The following is an 18,837-nucleotide window of genomic DNA, read 5'->3' on the forward strand; positions in this document are numbered from 1 at the left end:
ATGCCGACCTATCGCTACCAGGCCGTGGACCTCGCGGGCAAATCGCACAAGGCCAGCCTGCAGGCTGACAATGAGCGCCACGCCCGCCAGCTGTTGCGCGAGCAGGGCCTGTTTGCCCGCCAGTTGCAGCGCCACGAAGCCGGTGTCCAGCGACCCCGGCGCCAGCGGCTTAGCCGCGCCCAGCTGTGTGAATTGACCCGTCAACTGGCCACCTTGATCGGGGCCGGCATCCCCTTGGTCGATGCCCTGGCCACCCTGGAACGGCAACTGCGCCAGCCCGCCTTGCACAGTGTGCTGGTGGCCCTGCGCGGCTCGCTTGCCGAAGGCCTGGGCCTGGCTCGCAGCCTGGCCCGGCAGGGCGCACCTTTCACTGGCCTGTACTGCGCGCTGGTCGAGGCTGGCGAACGTTCCGGGCGCCTGGCCCAGGTGCTGACCCGCTTGGCCGATCATTTGGAACAGGTGCAACGGCAGCAGCACAAGGCCCGCACTGCGCTGATCTACCCCACGGTACTGATGGGGGTGTCGCTTGCCGTGGTCATCGGCCTGATGACATTCGTCGTGCCCAAACTCACCGAACAATTTGCCCATGCCGGGCAGAGCCTGCCACTGATCACCTCGTTGCTGATTGGCCTGAGCCAGGGCTTGGTGCTGGCAGGGCCGTGGATGGTAGGGCTGGCGCTGATGCTCGCCGTGCTGGGTGGCTGGTTGCTGCGCAAGCCGCATTGGTGTCTGCGCCGCGACCAACTGCTGTTGCGCCTGCCGCGCATCGGCGGCCTGGTGCAGGTGCTGGAAAGCGCACGCCTGGCACGCAGCCTGGCGATTCTCAGTGGCAGCGGCGTGGCCCTGCTCGAAGCCTTGCACGTGGCCACCGACACCATCGGCAACCGGCGTATCCGCCTGGCCATGGAGCAGGTACGCCAGCAAGTGCAGGGCGGCACCAGCCTGCACCGTGCGCTGGATGCCTGCCAGCAATTCCCGCCGCTGCTGGTGAACATGGTCGGCAGCGGCGAGGCCAGCGGCACCCTGGCCGACATGCTCGAGCGTGTGGCCGACGACCAGGAGCGCGGCTTTGCCCGCCAGGTGGATACCGCCATGGCGCTGTTCGAACCCCTGATGATTCTGGTGATGGGCGCCGTGGTGCTGTTCATCGTGCTGGCGGTGCTGCTGCCGATCATGCAACTCAACCAGGGCCTGCAACTGTGACGACAAGGAGTATTGCCATGCAGCATCGACGTAATCGCCAACGCGGTTTTACCCTCATGGAGATCATGGTGGTGATCTTCATCATCGGCCTGCTGATTGCCGTGGTTGCCCCCAGCGTGCTGGGCAACCAGGACAAGGCCATGAAGCAGAAGGTGATGGCCGACCTGGCTACCCTGGAGCAAGCGCTGGACATGTATCGGCTGGACAACCTGCGCTTTCCCAGCAGTGAACAGGGCCTGGCCGCGCTGGTGAAAAAGCCGGCCCAGGAGCCGCTGCCACGGGCCTGGCGCAGTGACGGCTATGTACGCCGCCTGCCGCAAGACCCGTGGGGCACCCCTTACCAGTACCGTATGCCGGGCGAGCATGGCCGGGTCGATGTGTACTCGCTGGGCGCCGATGGCCAACCGGGCGGCGAAGGTCAGGACGCCGACCTGGGCAACTGGGCGCTGTAACCGGTGCGTGGTCAGCGGGGTTTCAGCCTGATCGAGTTGCTGGTGGTGTTGGCCATCGCCGGGCTGATGACCGGGCTGGCAGTAGCCGGGTTCGGCAGTGGCCAGGTCGGTGTCGAGCAGGCTCTGCAACGGCTGGTGGCTGAGACCCGCAGCCAGGCCGCGCTGGCCAGGCATGCCGGGCAATTGCGCGGGCTGCGCTGGAATGGCCAGCGCCCGGAGTTCGTCCGGCGCGAGGGCAATGCCTGGGTGGTTGAAGCGGTCGCGCTCGGCGACTGGCCCAAGGGCCTGCACCCGGACTGGCCCGTCAGCCCACAGCCCCGCCTGATGTTCACCCCCCATGGCTGGGCTCAGCCGGGCAGCGTGCGTTGGCGCTGGGCTGATGGCGGCCAGCGCTGGGCGTGGGACCGCGATGGTCGTTTGCAGGTGGCGCCATGAAGCCGCGTCAGTGCGGCTTCACCTTGCTGGAAGTGACCGTGGCCTTGGCGATTGCTGCCGTGCTGGCCGTCATCACCAGCCAGGTTCTGCGCCAGCGCCTGGCGGTGCAGGAAAACCTGCAGCAGCACCGCCTTGGCCTGCTGTGCGCGCGCGAGCTGCAAACCCGCTTTGCCGTCGAACAGTATTGGCCTGCTGCCAATCAGGTGAATGGCGAGCTGAGCCAGGGCGGCTTGCCATGTCATTGGCAACTGCAACTGCGCCGTACCGGGGTGCGCGACTTACGCCGTGGTGAACTGCGGCTTTTCGCCGACCGCGACCAGCGCCTGCCGTTGGGCCAGTACACCGTGTTTCTGGAGCGCCCATGAAACGCTACCAGGCGGGCCTGACCCTGATCGAACTGATGGTCGCCCTGGCCCTGACCGCCTTGCTTGGCATCATGCTCGCCGCCTTGGTCAATGGCTGGCTCAAGGTGCGCGAACGCCTGCTGGTGACCACGCAGGAAAGCTCGGTGCTGGAGTTCTGCCTGGCCCTGGAGCGGCGGTTCGACAGCCCGGTACTGCGCCGGGTCTACGACCAGCGCCTACCCCTGGCCAGCCGCTGGCTGGACTGGCAGCCCGCCAGCCACCAGTTGCTGTGGGTCGCCAGCACCGGCCTACCCGCAGCCGAAGGCGGATCGCGCCTGCAACGCCAGCGCCTGCGCTTCGAGGCCCGTGAGCAGCGCCTGCTGCTGGAAAGTTCGGCCGACCTTTACGCCGCCGCTGCCCCTCGATGGATACAGCGTGAACGGCTCGACCGGGTCAGTGCAATGAATGTTCTGTACTACCAGGGCGGCCGCTGGCTGGCCTGGCCTTCCGATCAACCGGCGCACCCCGGCCGTGGTGTGCGCCTGGAACTGCAGCGTGATGGAGCCCCTTATGTCTGCACCTTCGCCCTCCCATGGGGGCGCTCATGAAACGTGAATGGCGGCGGCCGTCGGCCCAGCCATGGCTATTGCTGCGGCCGGGCGGGGTCTGGCAGTGGGCACTGGTCAAGGGCGGTATCGTGCAATGTGATGGGCAGGGTGAGCCGCCGGCAAACCTGCAGGCGCGTATTGCGTTGGTCCTGCCTGCCGAGGCCTGCAGCCATTTCCGCGTGCCGGCCCCGCCCGGCCTCAAGCGCGAAGAATGGCCGTTGCTGCTCGAAGACCGCCTGCTACAGGCCACGGATGAGGTGGCCTGTGCCTGCCTGGCCCGTGAGCCCGGGCACCTTCGCCTGTTGGTCGTGGCGCGTCAGCAATTGGACGACTGGCGCGGGCAATGTGCTGAATGGGGTTTGCAGGTGGAGCGTTGCTGGGCCGAGTTGCAGTTACTGCCATTGCCCGAGGCAGGGGGCGCCTGGTTATGGCAACGCACCCCCGGCATGTCCTTGTACAAAGGGCTGAGCGAAGACGGGCAGGAACACTGGCTGGCTTGGCCAGATGCCTTGGGTAACGCGCCGTCGCACCCGTGGGACGAGTTGCACAAGACATCGCTGAGCGGTAACTGGCCAACTGCGTTTGCATCGCTCGACTCACTGCCTGGCCTGTTCGATCGCGACCGCAAGGCGCGCGCTTTGCCGGTGCCGTCCCGCCAGCAACAGCGGCTGCTTGCGGCTTGCCTGGTGCTGGCAGCGGTTTGGGCGGGGCTTTGGTTGAGCCAGCAATGGCGCCAGGCGCAACTCTGGCGCAGCCAGGTCATTGCCGTGACTGGCGAGCAAGCCAGCCCCCGGCATGCCGCACAGGCACTCAAGGGCCTGCGCGAGCGTGCGCTGCAACAGCAACTGCGCACCCGTCAGCTGGACGACCTGCAAGTACGTTTGCAGGCCTGGATGCGTGAAAACCCCGGTTGGCGCCTGCAGGCGGTGCGTTTCGATGGACAACGCTGGCACCTGAGTCTGGCAGGCGAGGGCAGTACGCCGCCATGGAGCGACATGGCCGCTGCCGCTGGCGCCACGGTGCAGATTCAAGGCGACCAAGTGATCTTCGACCTGGGAGCGGCCTCATGAACCGGGACTGGCTGCAGCGTCATCGCTTGACGTTTGCCTGGGCATTGATTGCCCTGTTGCTGGCCTTCCTGGCCCTGCGCGCAGGCGTCGAGCAGTGGCGCGAGCTCAGCCTGTGGCGCGGGCTGGCCGAACAGGCCGCCGGCCTGCACGGCGGGCCGGGGTTGAGCCTGGAGCGGTTGCGCCAGTCGGCCCATGCGCGGCAGATCGAGCTGGCCGACGTCGATGCCCAAGGCAACGCCTGGCAGTTGCGCGGCGAGGTGGCCGATGAGCAAGCGCTGCAAGGGTGGTTGCAGAGCTTGCGTGCAGAAGGCGTTCAGACCTTGCAATGGGGGCTGGAGCAGCATGGCAAGGGGTTGCAGTTCGACGTGGTGGTGCAGCCATGAGGCGCGGCAGCGTGGTGTGGATGTGTTTGGTTTTCGCACTGACATTGCTCGTGGAACTGCCTGCCGATTGGTTGGCGCGCGGGCTTGGCCTGCCCGCGCGTGATGTCAGTGGCAGCCTGTGGCAAGGCCAGGCGCAGCAGTTGGGGCCACTCGGGCCGTTGCGCTGGACAGTACAGCCTTGGCGCCTGCAGGCAAGCGCACAGTTGGGCTTGCAGGGCCAAGGCTGGCACCTGCGCGGCGAAGGTTGGCCGTGGCGTTGGCGGCTGGAAGCAGCAGCCATGGGCCCCCAGGCAACTGTACACATGGATTATCGGTTGGCCGGGCAGTGGCAGGGCACGCTGCGTATGCAGGGGGCGGGCAGCGAGTGTCAAGCCAGCGAAGGCCGGCTGACAGTGGCTGATCTTGCCCTGAGCGAGCCATGGTCGCTGGGCTTGGGGCAGGGTTGGCTGGAAATGGATTGCCGCAGCGGCTGGCACCTGCGCGGGCAGTTGGCGCAGCCGGGGCAGCATCAATTGAGCGTGGATGCCGACCTGCCCGGGGGCCGGGCACAGGTGCTGTTCGAGCTGCAGCCAGAGGCGGCGTTGACCCCATTGTTGCGGGGCGCCCAATGGCTTGGGCCACAGGCACTGGTGGGGCAGCGAGACCTTCGCTGGTAGGCGACAAGGTTGCTACTGCATGGCGACACTGTCGATGCGGAAGCAACCTTGCGTTGGGTCGCGCTTGTGGCTATTGCTTCTTGCCCTGCACACTCGAAGCCCATTGCTCGCTGCGGCTATGCCCACTGGTTCTCAACAACCCAAGGTCCAGCGCATTCTCGCCATCCGCTGCCCCTTTGCCCTTGGCCATATCGGCGATTGCCGTGCCCAGGTCCACCGGTGAGTTGGACGCATCGATCGATACGTCCCGGCGATAGTCATTACCGCTCAGCGTTTCTTGAGTGATCGAGTCGGCGTCGAGCCCCACGGCGCCCCTGGCCGACTGCAAACGTGCCCCCACCAGATGAGCGTTGCCACCCACCTGCAGGTCGATACCATCGCTGCCTTTGAGCGTGGCCTGATGGGCCACGCTGTCACGCTGCACGTGCGAAACGTCGAGGCTTAGGGTCGGCGAGAGCCCTGGGTCTGCCTTGCTCAAGGCGGAGCCGGCTTTTTTCTCGACCTTGCCCCCCAGAGGCCCGGCCACCGAAGTGGCCGCGTTGACATAGCCCTGCGGGTTTTTCTCCTGGCTCAGCCTGGCATCCCCTTTGACGCTCAGGGTGTCGACGCGGTCCTTGCGGCTGGCGATACGCAGGTCACCGTCGATCACGCCACCAATATGCCCCGCTACCAGGGTGGCGCCTTCGATGCGGGTATCGCCGCGGCTTTGCAGGTCGATGCGCTCGGCGCGCAGGTCATTGGCATTCCAGGTGAGGTTGTCGCGCTTGTCGAACTCTACCTTGAGGCGGCCATGCAGGCCGCGGGTATCCAGCGCGCCCTTGGCCATGTCGAAACCGGCGCCGGCGGTGATGTCGAGGTTGTCGCGTCGCTCCTGGTTGGAAGAGGCTTCCACCAGCATGCCGCCGTTCGAAGCGTCGAGGGTCATTCGTTCGGTCGAGGCCTGAAGGCCTTGCAGGTGCAGGGCGATATCCTCGCGGGCGTTGCTGCTCAGGGTCAGTGCGCCGTTGCTGGCAAACTGGGCATCAATCGCCTGGTGTGCATTTTCTTCCTGTTTGCCGTGGCTGAAGTGGCCACCCAATGCTCCCCCCTTGGTCGTGCCTGCCTTGACCGCCAGCTCCAGGCCGCCGCCCAGCTTGGCGCCTGTGGCTTGCTGGGTATTGCTGGCGGCCTTGACCCGCAGTTGGCCGCCGCTCTGCACCAGGATGTCGCCAACCTTGGCCTCGCGGCTGCCAATGCGGGTACCTTCGAGCAGCAGGTCGGCACCGCTGGTCAGTCGCACCTCGCCCTTGGCGTCGACTTGTGCCACTTGAGCCGTGCTCTGCGTGCTCAGCGTTTGACTGTGGTCGAGATAGCCACGGCCATTGACGCCGGTGCTGCCCGGACGGTTGCCAACTTTGGCCCAGGCATTGCCATCGAGCTGGCGTGACTGTTGTTCGGCCTGGTCGGTCGCCTGTGACAAGGTTAGAGAGCCAGCACTGTGCATGACCACGCTACCTTCGCCGCCATCGATGCGGGCCCCTTCGTAGCGGCCATCGCTGCCCAGCTGTACCTGGATACCCTGTTGCCCGTACAGGCTGCCGGGCACGGCGGTGCAGGCGATATCCTTGCTTTCCAGCGACCCTCCCTGGCCAGCGGCGCGTACGTTCAGGTCCTCGCCGGTGCTGGTGTCCAGGCGCACGTCGCCGCCATAGGCCAGGCGTTGCACGGTCACTTCCTGGGTGTTCTCGGCCGCGTGCATCTGGTGCTGCTGCGCCTCGATCTGCAGCGCGCCGGCGTTGGCCTGCCAAGCTGTTCCCTGGTCTGCGAGGGTGTCGGCCTTGACCTCGACCTTGGCCCCGGAAAACTCGCTCACCCGAGCCAAGCTGCGACGCTGGTTTTCCAGGCGCTTGAGGTGTTCGACGGTCATGTCGGCACCGATGCTGGGTGGCGCCATGGCATCTTCGGGCGAGGCTTGCTGGAAGCGTGCGGCTTCCTCACCCAGCACCAGGCGTTCGATGGGGCGGGTAAGGTCGCGGTACTCGACACTGGCGCCCAGGCTGGCAGACCAGTTGTCACGGCTTTGCTCATGTTCCTGGGTATCCTGCAGCGCGCGGTTATCGATGCGTTCGGCGGTCACCTGCAGGGAGTTGCCGGCCTCGACGTGCGCGGTCTCGGTGAGCAGTGCATCACTGCGCAATTTCAGATCGCCGCTGGCCTGCAACGCGCTGCGCTGCACCTTGCTCTCGCGCTCGGTCTGCACCTCACGGTTGTGATGGCCTTCGAACAAACTGCCCAAGCGGTCGATGCCGCCGGTTACCGTCAACCCGCCACCGCTATGGGTGGTAGTGGTGGTCGCGTCACGCTCATTACGGGCCGCACCCAGCGTCACTTCCTGAGCCTGTACGTCGAGGTCGCCGGCAGTGGCCTGGACCTTGCTGCCCTTGACCTGCAGGTGCGCGCCACTGTTCATGCCCACCGAGGCGCCCTTAAGCTCACTGGCAACCTGGTGGGTGGTGCGCTGCTTGCTGGTGCTGTTGGCGACCTCATATGCCACGCCAGCCGCGTACTGGCGGGATTCTGGCTTGCCATCCTCGGCTTCCTGGGTTTGCCTGGCGCTGGCCGTGAAGCCGCGTTGCTGGTCGCGGGTTTCGCGTTCATCGACCGATTGTGCACTGCCAATCAGCAGGTCGCCTTTGGCCTCCACTTGCAGGTGTTTGCCCGCTTCGACCTTGGCGCCCTGAATGCGCAATTCTTCGGCACTGGCCAGGCGCAGGTTGCTGGCCGAGCTGACGTCGCTGACCAGCACCTGCTGTTTGCGGTCTGTACCTTCGTGTTCGCTGCCAATCAGGCCGAACAGTTTGCTGTCGCTGGAGCGGTTGGTGGAGGTGCTGCTGGCGTGGTCTGCCTCGATGGCCAGCGAACCTTTTTCGCTGTAGAGCACGGCGTCCTGCTTGCCGTGCACGCTGCTGCCGGTGATAGCGACCTGCTCGGCAGCCACGGTGAGCTTGCCCTCGCTGGCGACCGTGCTGCCTGCAACGGCCTTGCCCTCGGTGTCCTTGCCTTGGCGATCACCAAAGAAGGTGCCCGATACCAGGTCGCCGCGATAGTCGCGTTTGGTTCCGCGTTCCTGCAATGTGGTGGTGCCGATGTCTGCCTGTTTTGCCTGGATGGCCAAATCGCCGCGGCTGTGCAGGCTGCTGCCTTGCACATCGAGCTTGCCGCTTGCCTTGATCGCCATGTGCTTGGCGCCGAGCGTACTGCCCTTTGCGGTTTCCTTGAGCTGGTCGGTATCGCTGTCACCGCGCCATAAATCCTTGCGGTGGCGCACCTGCTCTTCAGTGCGCTGGCTATCGATGCCGGCCACGATGTCCAGGCCGGCGCCACTGTCGACGATCAGCTCGTTGCCTGCGTCCACCTTTGCTGCAGCCAGGCGCATGTCCTCGCCAGACTGCAACAGCACGCTGTCGCTGCCCTGCAATTGACTGCCCTGCTGCTGTTGGTGAGTGGTGGTGGTTTTGCGGCTGTAGGTTTCGCGGGTGATGAACAAGAACTTCTTGTTCCAGCTGTCGTTGTTGTGCTCGATGTGCTTGCGGGTCTGGGCGTCCAGTGTGAGCTTCTTGCCGGCGCGGGCTTCGATGCTTGCGGCCTGGCCGTTGACCGCATCAAGTATCAGGTCATCGGCAGCGGTGAGTTTCAGTGTACCGCGCTCGCTACGTAGCTCGGTGGGGTTGTCGACGTTGCCGCTGATATGCAAACCGCCTGCCGATTGGATGTCGACGCCCTCGGTGCCCATGACCTGTGATGCCCCCATGCGCACTCCCGCGCCTTCGGCAGTGCTCACCACACGGATACGCCCAGCGCGCATTGCACCGAACAGGCTGGCATCAATGCTCGAAGAGGGGCTGGGCAGGTGTTCCACAACGTCGCCACTGCGACTGTCCACACGGTTGCGACCAACCGTGATGTTGAGCGCTTCGCCGGCCGTGAGCAGGCCTTTGCTGTCCACGCGCGGTGCAATCAGCTCGAGCGCGCCACTGGCATTGCTCTGGCCATTTTCCAGTACCTGGAGGGTGCTGCTGGCCGTGAGTGTGTCCAGGTATTTGAGCTGCTGCTCTTCGAAAGCCGGGGTTCCCACCACGAAGCCAGCACGGGTGGTGTTGATGAAGCTGCCGCCATTGAGGGTGATGCCATTGGGGTTGGCCAGGATGTAGTCGGCCGGGCGCCCGAAGATTTCCTGTGGCCCTTCGATCAAGGAGGCGTTGCGGCTGACCACTTCGTTGAGGATGGTCGAGGCGGCCTGGCCCTGAAACTGCGGGTTGGCCGCCAGGGCACCGGCCAGCTGCGACCGCCCGGCCTCGGTGGCGTTGTTCAACACCAAGCCAGGGGTGCCAACGTTGTAGTCGATGAACTGGTTGTGCGACAGCCCGCTGGCGTTGGGCGGCACGATGTCGATGACCGGTACCCCATGGCCGTTGTGGATGATCGGGGTGCCTGCCGGGCCGGCTGTTGCATCCAGGCCGTTCTGGGCCAGAGCGGCGCTGGGGCCCAGCAACGTGAGGAAGATGGACCAGCGCAAGATATTTGGGCGGATAGGTGGTAACTGCGAGAGTGTTTGCATTTTCTCGTTCTCTTTGTTGTGGGTGAATCAGATGTTCAGGGTCCAGTCCATTACCCAGAAGCCGGGCTCCAGCAGTGGGCGGGGCAGGTCGCTGGTGTACAAGGCGCGTTGATAGTCCAGGCGCAGGCGACTGCCGGGCAGGCTCAGTTCCAGCCCAGCGGCGGCCCCGGCCAGGCGCTGTGACGGTTTGCCTTCGGCCGTGCGGGCCCAGCCCAGGTCCAGGCCGATGTAGGGGCGTACCTCGATGGGATAGGCCCAGGTCAGGGGCAGCGGTTGGCTGAGCGTGTTGCGCCAAACCGCGCTGCTGGCGCCGGAGTAGGTGCGCTGGCGAAAGCCGCGCACAGCCGAGTCGTCACTGACCAGCAACTGTTCGACGGCAGGCAAGGGGTCATGGCTGTACTGCACACCCAGCTCGCTCTGCCAGCGCCACGGGGCAGGGGCCGGGCCCTGACGCAAATGCAGCAGGTTGGCGCGGTACTTGCGAAAGTTCGGGCGCAGGCGTTGCGCACCCAGCGGCGAGCGGTCAGCGCCCAGGGCGTCGATGCCTTGAGCAACCCCGAAGTAGCCATTCCACAAGCCCTCTTCGAGCCACAACAGGTTGATACCGGCCTCTACCGAGGCCAGTGTCGGGCTCTGCTGGACGATGACCGCGCCAGCGCTGCGGTTGATCAGTTGCTTGCGGTCCAGGCGGATGCTGGCGCTGAGCATGCCTTGCTGGTTGCGCCACAACACCCGCTCGACACTCAGGCCCTGGTAACTGCTGCTGCCGTCGGCCGCCTTGTCGCTGTGGGGAAGTGGCGCCCGGTAGCGTAGCTGGCTGGCGCTGAGCGCAACGGTCCAGGCGCCGTAGGGGATGCTGTAGTACAGCGACACACCCTGGCTTTGCCCAGGCGCTTCGAGCACCGTTGTGGTCATCGACAGGCGCAGGTCGTCATTGATGCCCAAAGGGCTGTCCAGGCCAATGCCGAGGTTGATGCGGTGGCGGCCGGTCAATTCGCTGCCACGGTTGTCGAAGCGGCTGTCCAGGTGCCAGCGTGAAGCCACTTTGTGTGGCTGCACGACAACGCGGGTACCGCCCTGCAGTTCGCCGGGCAGCAGAGCGGCACCCAGCTCGTAGGCGCGCAGGCGGTTGAGTTGGTCCAGGCCTTGCTCAAGGTCCGGCAGGTACAGGGGCTGCCCAAGCAGGCCGGGGAATGCATTGGCGAGGGACAAGGGTAGGTCGGGGCCTGCCAGTTCAATGGACTCGACAAAGCCTTCGACAATGACGATATCCAACGGTGCACCGTCTTCTGGCAGTTGCCGCAGGTAAGGCCGGCTGGTCGGGTAGCCGGCCTGCACGTAGCGCAGGGTGATGGCTTTCAGTAGCCGGTTGATGTCGGCGATGCCCATGCAGGCAGGGGTGAGGGCACGGATGGTTGGCGCCAGCGCTGGGTTCGAAAGCTGCTGGTTGCCGGCCACGCGCACGCCATCGACGGCCCAGCAGCGAGCGTGGTGCGGGAGGGCGGCAGTGGTGTCGCTGGGGGCGGTTGGGGCGGGTATACGCTGCCAGCGCTCAAGACGCTGCTGTTGCTCCAGCTGTCGCAGCCCATGCTGTTGGTCGCGCAACTGCTGGCTGGCTGGGTCGTCGGCCAGCGCCTGGGTGATGGACAGCACGCCTGACAGGCAAAAGGCTGGCAGCCAACGGGCGATGCGGTGAATCAGGCACGGCATTGAAGCACCCCGCAAATGATGTACGGTTTTCGTACTCGTCTGCGTGGATGCTAAGAATTAAGTCATTCGCCTGGATGCAGTACCCTGCCTAAGCGCTTGTCAGGCAAGTTCTCGCAAAGTCGCGGGAAGATTCCTACAACCTTTGCTGGAAGGCCCTATATCAGGGCCGGATCTCGATCAGCGTCCCATCGCGTACCAGTTCCCATACTTCCTGCATGTCGCGGTTACGCATGGCAATGCAGCCATCGGTCCAGTCCAGGGTATGGAAGTACCATTCCGGGTATTCATCGTTGATCGGCGTGCCATGGATCATGATCATGCTGCCGGCACTCACCCCTTCACGGGTAGCGCGGGCGGCATCGCTGATGTTCGGGTAGTTGATGTGCATGGCCAGGTTGAAGCGGTCGCTCTGCTTGCGCCAGTCCAGCCAGTACAAACCCTCGGGGGTTTTCTTGTCGCCCTCGCGCTCCTTGGCGCCCTTGGGCTGCTTGCCAAGCGAGATACGGTAGGTTTTCAGCGGCTCGCCACGGCTGATCAACTGCAGGCGGCGCTCGGACTTGATTACCAGCACCTTGTCGATCAACGGCTGCATGGCCTGCTGCGAAGGCGAGGGCGTTTGCGCTGCCGGCACGGGCTTGCGGATGATGGTCTCGGTGAAGGCCGCTTGGGACACCGAGGTAACGCAAAGGCAGAAAAGGGCAAGCAACCAGCGCATGTAACGGTATCCCTGAAGGCTTCTTCTATGTAGAGGTGGTGGTCGTGACGCTCATCGGCGGCAGGTATTCATGACCTATGGGGTAATGCTGCCCGAGGCGGTCGCGATAGTAGCATTCTAGTGTGCGCGTGACGGTGCGGAAAGCCAGCTCGCCCCACGGTATCTCATGTTCTTCGAACAAGCGCACCTCCAGGCTTTCGACACCGACGGCGAAGTCCAGGTCCGTCAATTCGGCGCGGAAGAACACATGCACCTGGTTGATGTGCGGCAAATCGAACAGTTGATACAGCGACGTTGGCCCGACCCTGGCGCAGGCTTCCTCGACGGTTTCGCGACGGGCGGCCTGGTCGAGGGTTTCGCCGTTTTCCATGAAACCGGCGGGCAGGGTCCAGAAGCCCCGACGCGGCTCGATGGCGCGCCGGCACAGCAGCACCTGGCTGCCCCAGGTCGGCAATACACCGGCAACGATATTGGGGTTTTGGTAGTGGATGGTCTGGCAAGACTCGCAGACATACCGCAGGCGGCTGTCGCCCTGGGGGATCTGTTGAGTGACCGGTTGGCCGCACGCGCTGCAGAATTTCATGTGTAGATCCTTATGTTCACGGCTATCTTGGCGCGGCCACCGTGCCGCCGCAAGCGCTGGGGCTTGGGTGCTTCGCGGCTTTCGTGCATCATGCAAGACAGGCCTTGGACATGAGCGTGCGCAATGCTGGACGAGCTACTTCGCCGAATGAGCAACCATCACCCCGCATCACTGGAAACCGACCGACGGTTTCCCGAAGCGGCGGTTCTCTTGCCCATTACCCGCAGCGAAGCGCCCGAACTGGTATTGACCCTGCGCGCCAAGGGGCTGTCTACCCACGGCGGTGAAGTCGCCTTTCCCGGTGGTCGGCGTGACCCGGAAGACCCAGACCTGGTATTTACCGCCCTGCGTGAAGCCGAGGAAGAGATCGGCCTGCCGCCTGGCCTGGTAGAGGTGATCGGCCCGCTCAGCCCGCTTATTTCACTGCATGGCCTGAAAGTGACACCATTCGTCGGGCTTATCCCCGACTTCGTCGAATACCGCGCCAACGACGCCGAAATCGCGGCAGTATTCACCGTACCGCTGGAGTTCTTCCGGCAGGACCCGCGTGACCATACCCACCGTATCGATTACCAGGGACGTAGCTGGTATGTGCCAAGCTATCGCTACGGTGAATACAAGATCTGGGGGTTGTCGGCGATCATGATCGTCGAGCTGGTCAACGTGCTGTTCGATGCCGGCATCAGCTTGCACCAGCCCCCTGAGCGTTACATCAAAAACTGAACGGGGCCTACCCCGTCGTCTGCGTTGCAGCCTGAGGAGCGTTCATGAAATACCGCCTGGGTAACCTGCGCGTCGAAACCCACCCCACCAGTTGGGCTGCCCCCAATGCCACGCTGATTGGCAACGTGCGCCTGCAAGCCGATGCCAGCGTGTGGTTCGGCGCGGTGCTGCGCGGCGATAACGAGCTGATCGACATCGGCGAGGGCAGCAACGTGCAAGATGGCACGGTAATGCACACCGACATGGGCTCACCGCTGACCTTGGGCAAGGGGGTGACCGTTGGTCACAACGCCATGTTGCATGGCTGCACGGTAGGCGACTACAGCCTGGTGGGTATCAATGCCGTCATCCTTAATGGTGCGCGCATTGGCAAGCACTGCATCATCGGCGCCAATGCACTGATCCCCGAGGGCAAGGAAATTCCAGACGGTTCGCTGGTGATGGGCTCGCCGGGCAAGGTCGTGCGCGAATTGACCGAGCAGCAGAAGCGCATGCTGGAAGCCAGCGCCGCGCATTACGTGCACAATGCCCAGCGTTATGCACGTGAGTTGGTGGTTGATGATGAGTGAAAGGGTAGAGCGGCCGGTGGCCTCGCCGTGCGTCAGCATTTGCGCGCTGGATGAGCAGGATATCTGCACCGGGTGCCAGCGTACCGTGGCCGAAATCGGCCGCTGGGGGCGGATGGACAATGACGAGCGCCGGGCGGTGCTGAAGTTGTGCCATGAGCGCGCAGTACAAGCCGGGCTCGTCCTCTAGGCGCGGCGTTGCCTGTCGAGGGGGCTAGCGGTACTCTGTAGGGCTTGCCCACAGATGACCCGCCATGTTCTATCTGATTGCCTATATCAGCAGCGTAGTGCTGATCAACTACGCCTTCTCCAGTGCCCCGCACCTGGACATCATCTGGTCTGCCTGGGGCGGCCTGGTATTCATCCTGCGCGACATGGTGCAGACCCGCTTCGGTCACGGTGCCCTGGTCGCCATGCTGGTGGCGCTGGTGCTGTCGTATGTCACTTCCGAGCCGGCCATCGCGCTGGCCAGTGCCACTGCGTTCTTCATCTCCGAGCTGATCGACTGGCTGGTGTTCAGCATCACCCGTCGGCCGCTGCGCGATCGCCTGTGGCTGAGCTCGGCGCTGAGTATTCCGGTGGACACCTTCATCTTCTTCGGCATGATCGGGGCCTTGACCCCGGCGGTGGTCGGCACGGCCATGGCCTCGAAGTTCGCCGGTGTCACCGCCGTGTGGCTGGCCATGGCATTTCGCGCCCGGCGGGCTGCCGTCGCGGGTTGATGGTGTAGAATAGCGGTCCTTTTTCAGCGGGCCACACCAAGCCTGGTGCGGCCCCGGATGCCTTCGAGGACCTGAAATGACCCGTATCGGAACCCCATTGTCGCCCACCGCGACCCGTGTACTGCTCTGCGGCTGTGGCGAGCTGGGCAAGGAAGTGGTGATCGAGCTGCAGCGCCTGGGCGTCGAAGTAATCGCCGTCGACCGTTACGCCAATGCCCCGGCCATGCAGGTGGCGCACCGCAGCCATGTGGTCAACATGCTCGATGGCGTTGCCCTGCGCGCGGTGATCGAGGCCGAGAAACCGCACTACATCGTTCCGGAAATCGAAGCCATCGCCACCGCCACCCTGGTCGAGCTGGAAAACGAAGGCTTCAACGTAGTACCGACCGCGCGTGCCACCCAACTGACCATGAACCGCGAAGGCATCCGCCGCCTGGCTGCCGAAGAGCTGGACCTGCCAACCTCGCCGTACCACTTCGCCGACACCTTCGAGGACTACGCCAAGGCCGTTGCCGACGTGGGCTACCCGTGCGTGGTCAAGCCGGTGATGAGCTCGTCGGGTAAGGGCCAGAGCCTGCTGCGCAGCGATGCCGACCTGCAGAAGTCGTGGGACTACGCCCAGGAAGGCGGCCGCGCTGGCAAAGGCCGGGTGATCGTCGAGGGCTTCATCGACTTCGAATACGAGATCACCCTGCTGACCGTGCGCCACGTGGGGGGCACCACCTTCCTCGAACCTGTCGGCCACCGTCAGGAGAAGGGCGACTATCAGGAATCCTGGCAGCCACAGGCCATGAGCCCCAAGGCGCTGGCTGAGTCGCAGCGCGTGGCCAAGGCGGTCACCGATGCCTTGGGTGGTCGCGGCCTGTTTGGCGTAGAGCTGTTCGTGAAGGGTGACCAGGTGTGGTTCAGCGAAGTGTCGCCGCGCCCGCATGACACCGGGCTGGTAACCCTGATTTCCCAGGACCTGTCGCAATTCGCCCTGCATGCCCGCGCCATTCTTGGCCTGCCGATTCCAGTGGTGCGTCAGTTTGGTCCGTCGGCCTCGGCAGTGATCTTGCCGGAAGGGCAGTCGCAGCAGACCAGCTTCGCCAACCTGGGGGCGGCGCTGAGCGAGCCCGATACCGCCATTCGCTTGTTTGGCAAGCCGGAAATCAATGGTACCCGCCGTATGGGCGTGTGCCTGGCGCGTGACGAGTCGGTGGAGCTGGCGCGGGCCAAGGCGACCCGCGCTTCGCAGGCGGTCAAGGTAGAGTTCTGATTCGACTGGGGCCGCAACGCGGCCCCAATTGCTTACAGTTCGGTATTGCGAGTCTCTTTCAGGCACAGCACAGCAATCAGGCTGATCACCGCCGCTGCCGACACATAACCCCCCACCCAACTCAAGCCGCCCATGCTCACCAGCTTCTGGGCAAAGAACGGTGCCGCCGAGGCGCCGACGATGCCGCCCAGGTTATACGCCGCCGAAGCCCCGGTATAACGCACATGAGTCGGGAACAGTTCAGGCAGCAGTGCCCCCATCGGTGCGAAGGTCACGCCCATCAGGAACAGCTCGATGGCCAGGAACAGCGCCACGCCCGTGGTCGACCCCGACGTCAGCAGTGGTTCCATGGTAAAGCCCGAAGCGATCGCCAGCAGGCCGCCCACGATCAGCACCGGCTTGCGCCCGTAGCGGTCGCTGAGCCACGCCGACAACGGTGTGGCCAGGGCCATGAACACCACTGCGAAGCACAGCAGGCCAAGGAACGTCTCGCGGCTGTAGCCCAGCGTGGTCACGCCATAGCTCAGCGAGAACACCGTGGAAATGTAGAACAGCGCGTAGCACACCACCATGGCCGCAGCGCCCAGCAAGGTTGGCAGCCAGTATTTGGAGAACAGGTCGACCACCGGCATTTTCACCCGCTCATGGCGGGCAACGGCCTTGGCGAACACTGGGCTTTCTTCGAGCTTCAGGCGTACATACAGGCCCACCAGCACCAGCGCGGCGCTGAGCAGGAACGGAATACGCCAGCCCCACTCACGGAACTGCTCGTCACTGAGCACCAAGGCCAGGGTCAGGAACAGCCCGTTGGCAGCCAAGAAGCCGATCGAAGGGCCTAGCTGCGGGAACATGCCGAACCAGGCCCGCTTGCCTTCAGGGGCATTCTCGGTAGCCAGCAGGGCCGCGCCGCCCCATTCCCCGCCCAGGCCCAGGCCTTGGCCAAAACGCAGCAGGCAAAGGATGATCGGTGCCCACATGCCAATGCTGTCGTAGCCCGGCAGTACGCCGATGGCCGTGGTGCAAACGCCCATCAGCAGCAGCGAAGCGACCAGCGTCGACTTGCGGCCAATGCGGTCGCCAAAGTGACCGAACAACGCCGAGCCCAGCGGGCGGGCGAGGAAGGCGATACCGAAGGTGAGGAAGGCAGCCAGCATTTGCGCGGTGCCCGACTCGGACGGGAAGAACACCGGGCCGATCACCAGGGCTGCGGCAGTGGCGTAGACGTAGAAATCGTAGAACTCGATAGCGGTGCCGATGAAGCTGGCGGTGGCGACCCGCGCAGGCGAGTTGACCGGCGCGGCAGGCGCTTGGGCATAGGTGCTGCTTGTCATTAAGTAGGTCCCTAACAGTCTGGTCCGGCTCCATGGGCTTGGCCAGCGTCGGCGTGCAATGCAAAGGGCAGGCACGGTTGCGCGGGCGCCGGAGCGTTTTGTTGTTGTGCGCGCCCGACTGACGATAGCCCAAGGGGGATAGGGGCGGGGCGGGCACTGTTCGGGGTGTTGAAGCAGGACCGCGGGGCGTGTCAGTGGAGCGGACTGGCCGTGGAGCGCCGGGTGCGGGTAGCAGGCGTGACGGCGGGGCTGGGTAAGCGTGACCCGAGTATAGCTATCGGGTCACGGTCCACACCAGTACCTTGCTGGCACAATTGTCCTCTGTTTCGAGGATTTCCAGGCGATAGCGGCCGATCTTCAGGCAAACAGCGCTCTCCGGGATGCTTTCCAGCGCTTCGGTAACCAGCCCGTTGAGGGTTTTCGGCCCACCGTCGCAGGGCAGGTGCCAGCCCAAGGTGCGGTTGATTTCACGTAACGAAGCCGTGCCGTCGATGACGAAGGTGCCATCGGGCTGCGGGTGCACGTGAGGGTTTTCCAGGCTTTGCTCGTCCTCGAACTCGCCGACGATCTCTTCGAGGATGTCTTCCAGGGTGACGATGCCCAGTACCTCGCCGTACTCGTCCACCACCACGCCCAAGCGGCGTTGTTGTTTGTGGAAGTTCAGCAGTTGCATTTGCAGGGGCGTGCTTTCGGGTACGAAATAGGGTTCGTAGCAGGCGCTGTGCAGCGCATCCAGGGTCAGCTCGGCCTTGGGCAGCAGGTGGCTGATCAGCTTGGTGTTGAGGATGGCTTCGACTTGGTTGATGTCGTTGTGGTAGACCGGCAGGCGGGTGTGGCGGCTGACGATCAACTGCTCGATGATGCGCCCGATCGGCTCGTCGAGGTTGATGCCGTCCACTTCGTTACGTGGCACCAGGATGTCGTTGACGGTGACCTTGTCCAGCGACTGCAGGCCGTCGAGCAGGCCGTGGCGAGGTGGTTCGTGTTCCTCGTCGTCGTCGAAGTCATCCGATTCCTGAGCATGCAAGGCCACGGCTGTGGGCTGTACGCGGAACGGGCGCAGCAGCAGCTTGGCGAAGCCGTCCAGCAGGTAGGCCAGCGGCTGCAGCAGGGCGAGGGGGACTTTCAGCAGGCTGGTGCCCAGGCTGACGAACGCCTGCGGGTTGCGCCGGGCCAGGCGCCGCGGCAGGTATTCGGCGAACACCAGCAAGCTGAGGGTGGCGGCCAGACCGGCCAGCCAGAAGCCGTGCTCGCCACTGTAGCGCTGGCCCACCAGGCAGGCCAGGCCCAGTACCAGCAGTTTGCCCAGGCTGGCACACAGCACCAGGGCCTGGGCTGGCAGCATGGGCTGGCCATCTTCGCCAGCGCGTTGCGTGCCATTGAGTTGCAAGCGGGCGGCATCCACGGCGGTGAACAGTGCTGACCACAACAGGGCCAGTGCCAGTGTGCCGAATAGCGGTGCGTACGGCAGGGTGTCCATG

General features: G+C 64.5%; 19 protein-coding genes. 13 read left to right on the plus strand and 6 right to left on the minus strand.

Annotation, left to right across the window (positions count from 1 at the left end):
- Genes gspF through gspN form a run of 8 tightly spaced genes read left to right on the plus strand, consistent with a single transcriptional unit; the run spans nucleotide 1 to nucleotide 5,151 of the window.
- Nucleotides 1-1,203 (plus strand): type II secretion system inner membrane protein GspF, encoded by a 1,203-nt coding sequence (gene gspF / locus ACNQP3_RS05345; protein ID WP_012270739.1) that lies wholly within the window; start codon nucleotides 1-3, stop codon nucleotides 1,201-1,203.
- Between the two features lie 17 nt (nucleotides 1,204-1,220).
- On the plus strand, nucleotides 1,221-1,655 hold the full coding sequence (gene gspG, locus ACNQP3_RS05350; RefSeq protein ID WP_012270740.1) for a type II secretion system major pseudopilin GspG: 435 nt from the start codon (nucleotides 1,221-1,223) through the stop codon (nucleotides 1,653-1,655).
- A 3-nt stretch (nucleotides 1,656-1,658) separates the two neighbouring features.
- A complete protein-coding gene (gene gspH / locus ACNQP3_RS05355; RefSeq protein WP_060492707.1) occupies nucleotides 1,659-2,090 on the plus strand; it encodes a type II secretion system minor pseudopilin GspH in 432 nt (143 codons plus the stop codon).
- Nucleotides 2,087-2,455: a type II secretion system protein GspI gene (locus ACNQP3_RS05360; protein WP_060492706.1), complete on the plus strand. Its 369-nt coding sequence runs from the start codon at nucleotides 2,087-2,089 to the stop codon at nucleotides 2,453-2,455. Before gspH ends, ACNQP3_RS05360 begins: the two co-directional genes overlap by 4 nt.
- Nucleotides 2,452-3,042, plus strand: coding sequence for a prepilin-type N-terminal cleavage/methylation domain-containing protein (locus ACNQP3_RS05365; protein ID WP_012270743.1), 591 nt, complete (start codon nucleotides 2,452-2,454; stop codon nucleotides 3,040-3,042). The genes ACNQP3_RS05360 and ACNQP3_RS05365 overlap by 4 nt, the downstream gene beginning before the upstream one ends.
- On the plus strand, nucleotides 3,039-4,112 hold the full coding sequence (gene gspL, locus ACNQP3_RS05370) for a type II secretion system protein GspL (protein WP_256098501.1): 1,074 nt from the start codon (nucleotides 3,039-3,041) through the stop codon (nucleotides 4,110-4,112). The genes ACNQP3_RS05365 and gspL overlap by 4 nt, the downstream gene beginning before the upstream one ends.
- The gene (gspM, locus tag ACNQP3_RS05375; protein ID WP_060515683.1) at nucleotides 4,109-4,495 is read left to right on the plus strand and encodes a type II secretion system protein GspM; all 387 of its coding nucleotides are present in this window, start codon (nucleotides 4,109-4,111) and stop codon (nucleotides 4,493-4,495) included. Before gspL ends, gspM begins: the two co-directional genes overlap by 4 nt.
- Nucleotides 4,492-5,151 carry a type II secretion system protein N gene (gene gspN / locus ACNQP3_RS05380; protein ID WP_060515682.1) on the plus strand — a complete coding sequence of 220 codons (660 nt, stop codon included), beginning with the start codon at nucleotides 4,492-4,494 and terminating at the stop codon, nucleotides 5,149-5,151. The genes gspM and gspN overlap by 4 nt, the downstream gene beginning before the upstream one ends.
- A gap of 70 nt (nucleotides 5,152-5,221) precedes the next feature.
- Here gspN and ACNQP3_RS05385 read toward each other — a convergent pair whose 3' ends face one another.
- From ACNQP3_RS05385 to ACNQP3_RS05400, 4 genes are all read right to left on the minus strand, one after another.
- Complete coding sequence (locus tag ACNQP3_RS05385) at nucleotides 5,222-9,748, minus strand: hemagglutinin repeat-containing protein (protein ID WP_264316861.1); 4,527 nt, start codon at nucleotides 9,746-9,748, stop codon at nucleotides 5,222-5,224.
- Between the two features lie 27 nt (nucleotides 9,749-9,775).
- Nucleotides 9,776-11,458, minus strand: a complete 1,683-nt coding sequence (locus ACNQP3_RS05390) for a ShlB/FhaC/HecB family hemolysin secretion/activation protein (protein WP_264316862.1) — start codon at nucleotides 11,456-11,458, stop codon at nucleotides 9,776-9,778.
- Nucleotides 11,459-11,618: 160 nt separating this feature from the next.
- The gene (locus ACNQP3_RS05395; RefSeq protein ID WP_012270748.1) at nucleotides 11,619-12,173 is read right to left on the minus strand and encodes a L,D-transpeptidase family protein; all 555 of its coding nucleotides are present in this window, start codon (nucleotides 12,171-12,173) and stop codon (nucleotides 11,619-11,621) included.
- A gap of 25 nt (nucleotides 12,174-12,198) precedes the next feature.
- On the minus strand, nucleotides 12,199-12,756 hold the full coding sequence (locus ACNQP3_RS05400) for an NUDIX hydrolase (RefSeq protein WP_012270749.1): 558 nt from the start codon (nucleotides 12,754-12,756) through the stop codon (nucleotides 12,199-12,201).
- 123 nt (nucleotides 12,757-12,879) lie between these two features.
- On the opposite strand from ACNQP3_RS05400, the gene ACNQP3_RS05405 reads away from it, so the two are divergent.
- From ACNQP3_RS05405 to purT, 5 genes are all read left to right on the plus strand, one after another.
- Complete coding sequence (locus ACNQP3_RS05405; protein WP_012270750.1) at nucleotides 12,880-13,479, plus strand: CoA pyrophosphatase; 600 nt, start codon at nucleotides 12,880-12,882, stop codon at nucleotides 13,477-13,479.
- Nucleotides 13,480-13,523: 44 nt separating this feature from the next.
- Nucleotides 13,524-14,048, plus strand: coding sequence for a gamma carbonic anhydrase family protein (locus ACNQP3_RS05410; protein ID WP_012270751.1), 525 nt, complete (start codon nucleotides 13,524-13,526; stop codon nucleotides 14,046-14,048).
- Nucleotides 14,038-14,235 carry a DUF1289 domain-containing protein gene (locus tag ACNQP3_RS05415; RefSeq protein ID WP_012270752.1) on the plus strand — a complete coding sequence of 66 codons (198 nt, stop codon included), beginning with the start codon at nucleotides 14,038-14,040 and terminating at the stop codon, nucleotides 14,233-14,235. Before ACNQP3_RS05410 ends, ACNQP3_RS05415 begins: the two co-directional genes overlap by 11 nt.
- 64 nt (nucleotides 14,236-14,299) lie before the next feature.
- Entirely contained in the window at nucleotides 14,300-14,767 is a 468-nt protein-coding gene (locus ACNQP3_RS05420) for a VUT family protein (RefSeq protein ID WP_060492700.1), read from the plus strand.
- Between the two features lie 76 nt (nucleotides 14,768-14,843).
- Nucleotides 14,844-16,025, plus strand: coding sequence for a formate-dependent phosphoribosylglycinamide formyltransferase (purT, locus tag ACNQP3_RS05425; protein WP_012270754.1), 1,182 nt, complete (start codon nucleotides 14,844-14,846; stop codon nucleotides 16,023-16,025).
- A gap of 32 nt (nucleotides 16,026-16,057) precedes the next feature.
- Here the strand turns inward: purT and ACNQP3_RS05430 are convergent, their stop codons facing one another.
- The gene (locus ACNQP3_RS05430; RefSeq protein WP_012270755.1) at nucleotides 16,058-17,356 is read right to left on the minus strand and encodes an MFS transporter; all 1,299 of its coding nucleotides are present in this window, start codon (nucleotides 17,354-17,356) and stop codon (nucleotides 16,058-16,060) included.
- A gap of 274 nt (nucleotides 17,357-17,630) precedes the next feature.
- Nucleotides 17,631-18,836: a transporter associated domain-containing protein gene (locus tag ACNQP3_RS05435; protein ID WP_264316863.1), complete on the minus strand. Its 1,206-nt coding sequence runs from the start codon at nucleotides 18,834-18,836 to the stop codon at nucleotides 17,631-17,633.
- Nucleotide 18,837: the final 1 nt, after the last annotated feature.

It is taken from the genome of Pseudomonas sp. LFS074 (genome assembly GCF_047978165.1).
GTDB lineage: Bacteria > Pseudomonadota > Gammaproteobacteria > Pseudomonadales > Pseudomonadaceae > Aquipseudomonas > Aquipseudomonas putida_P.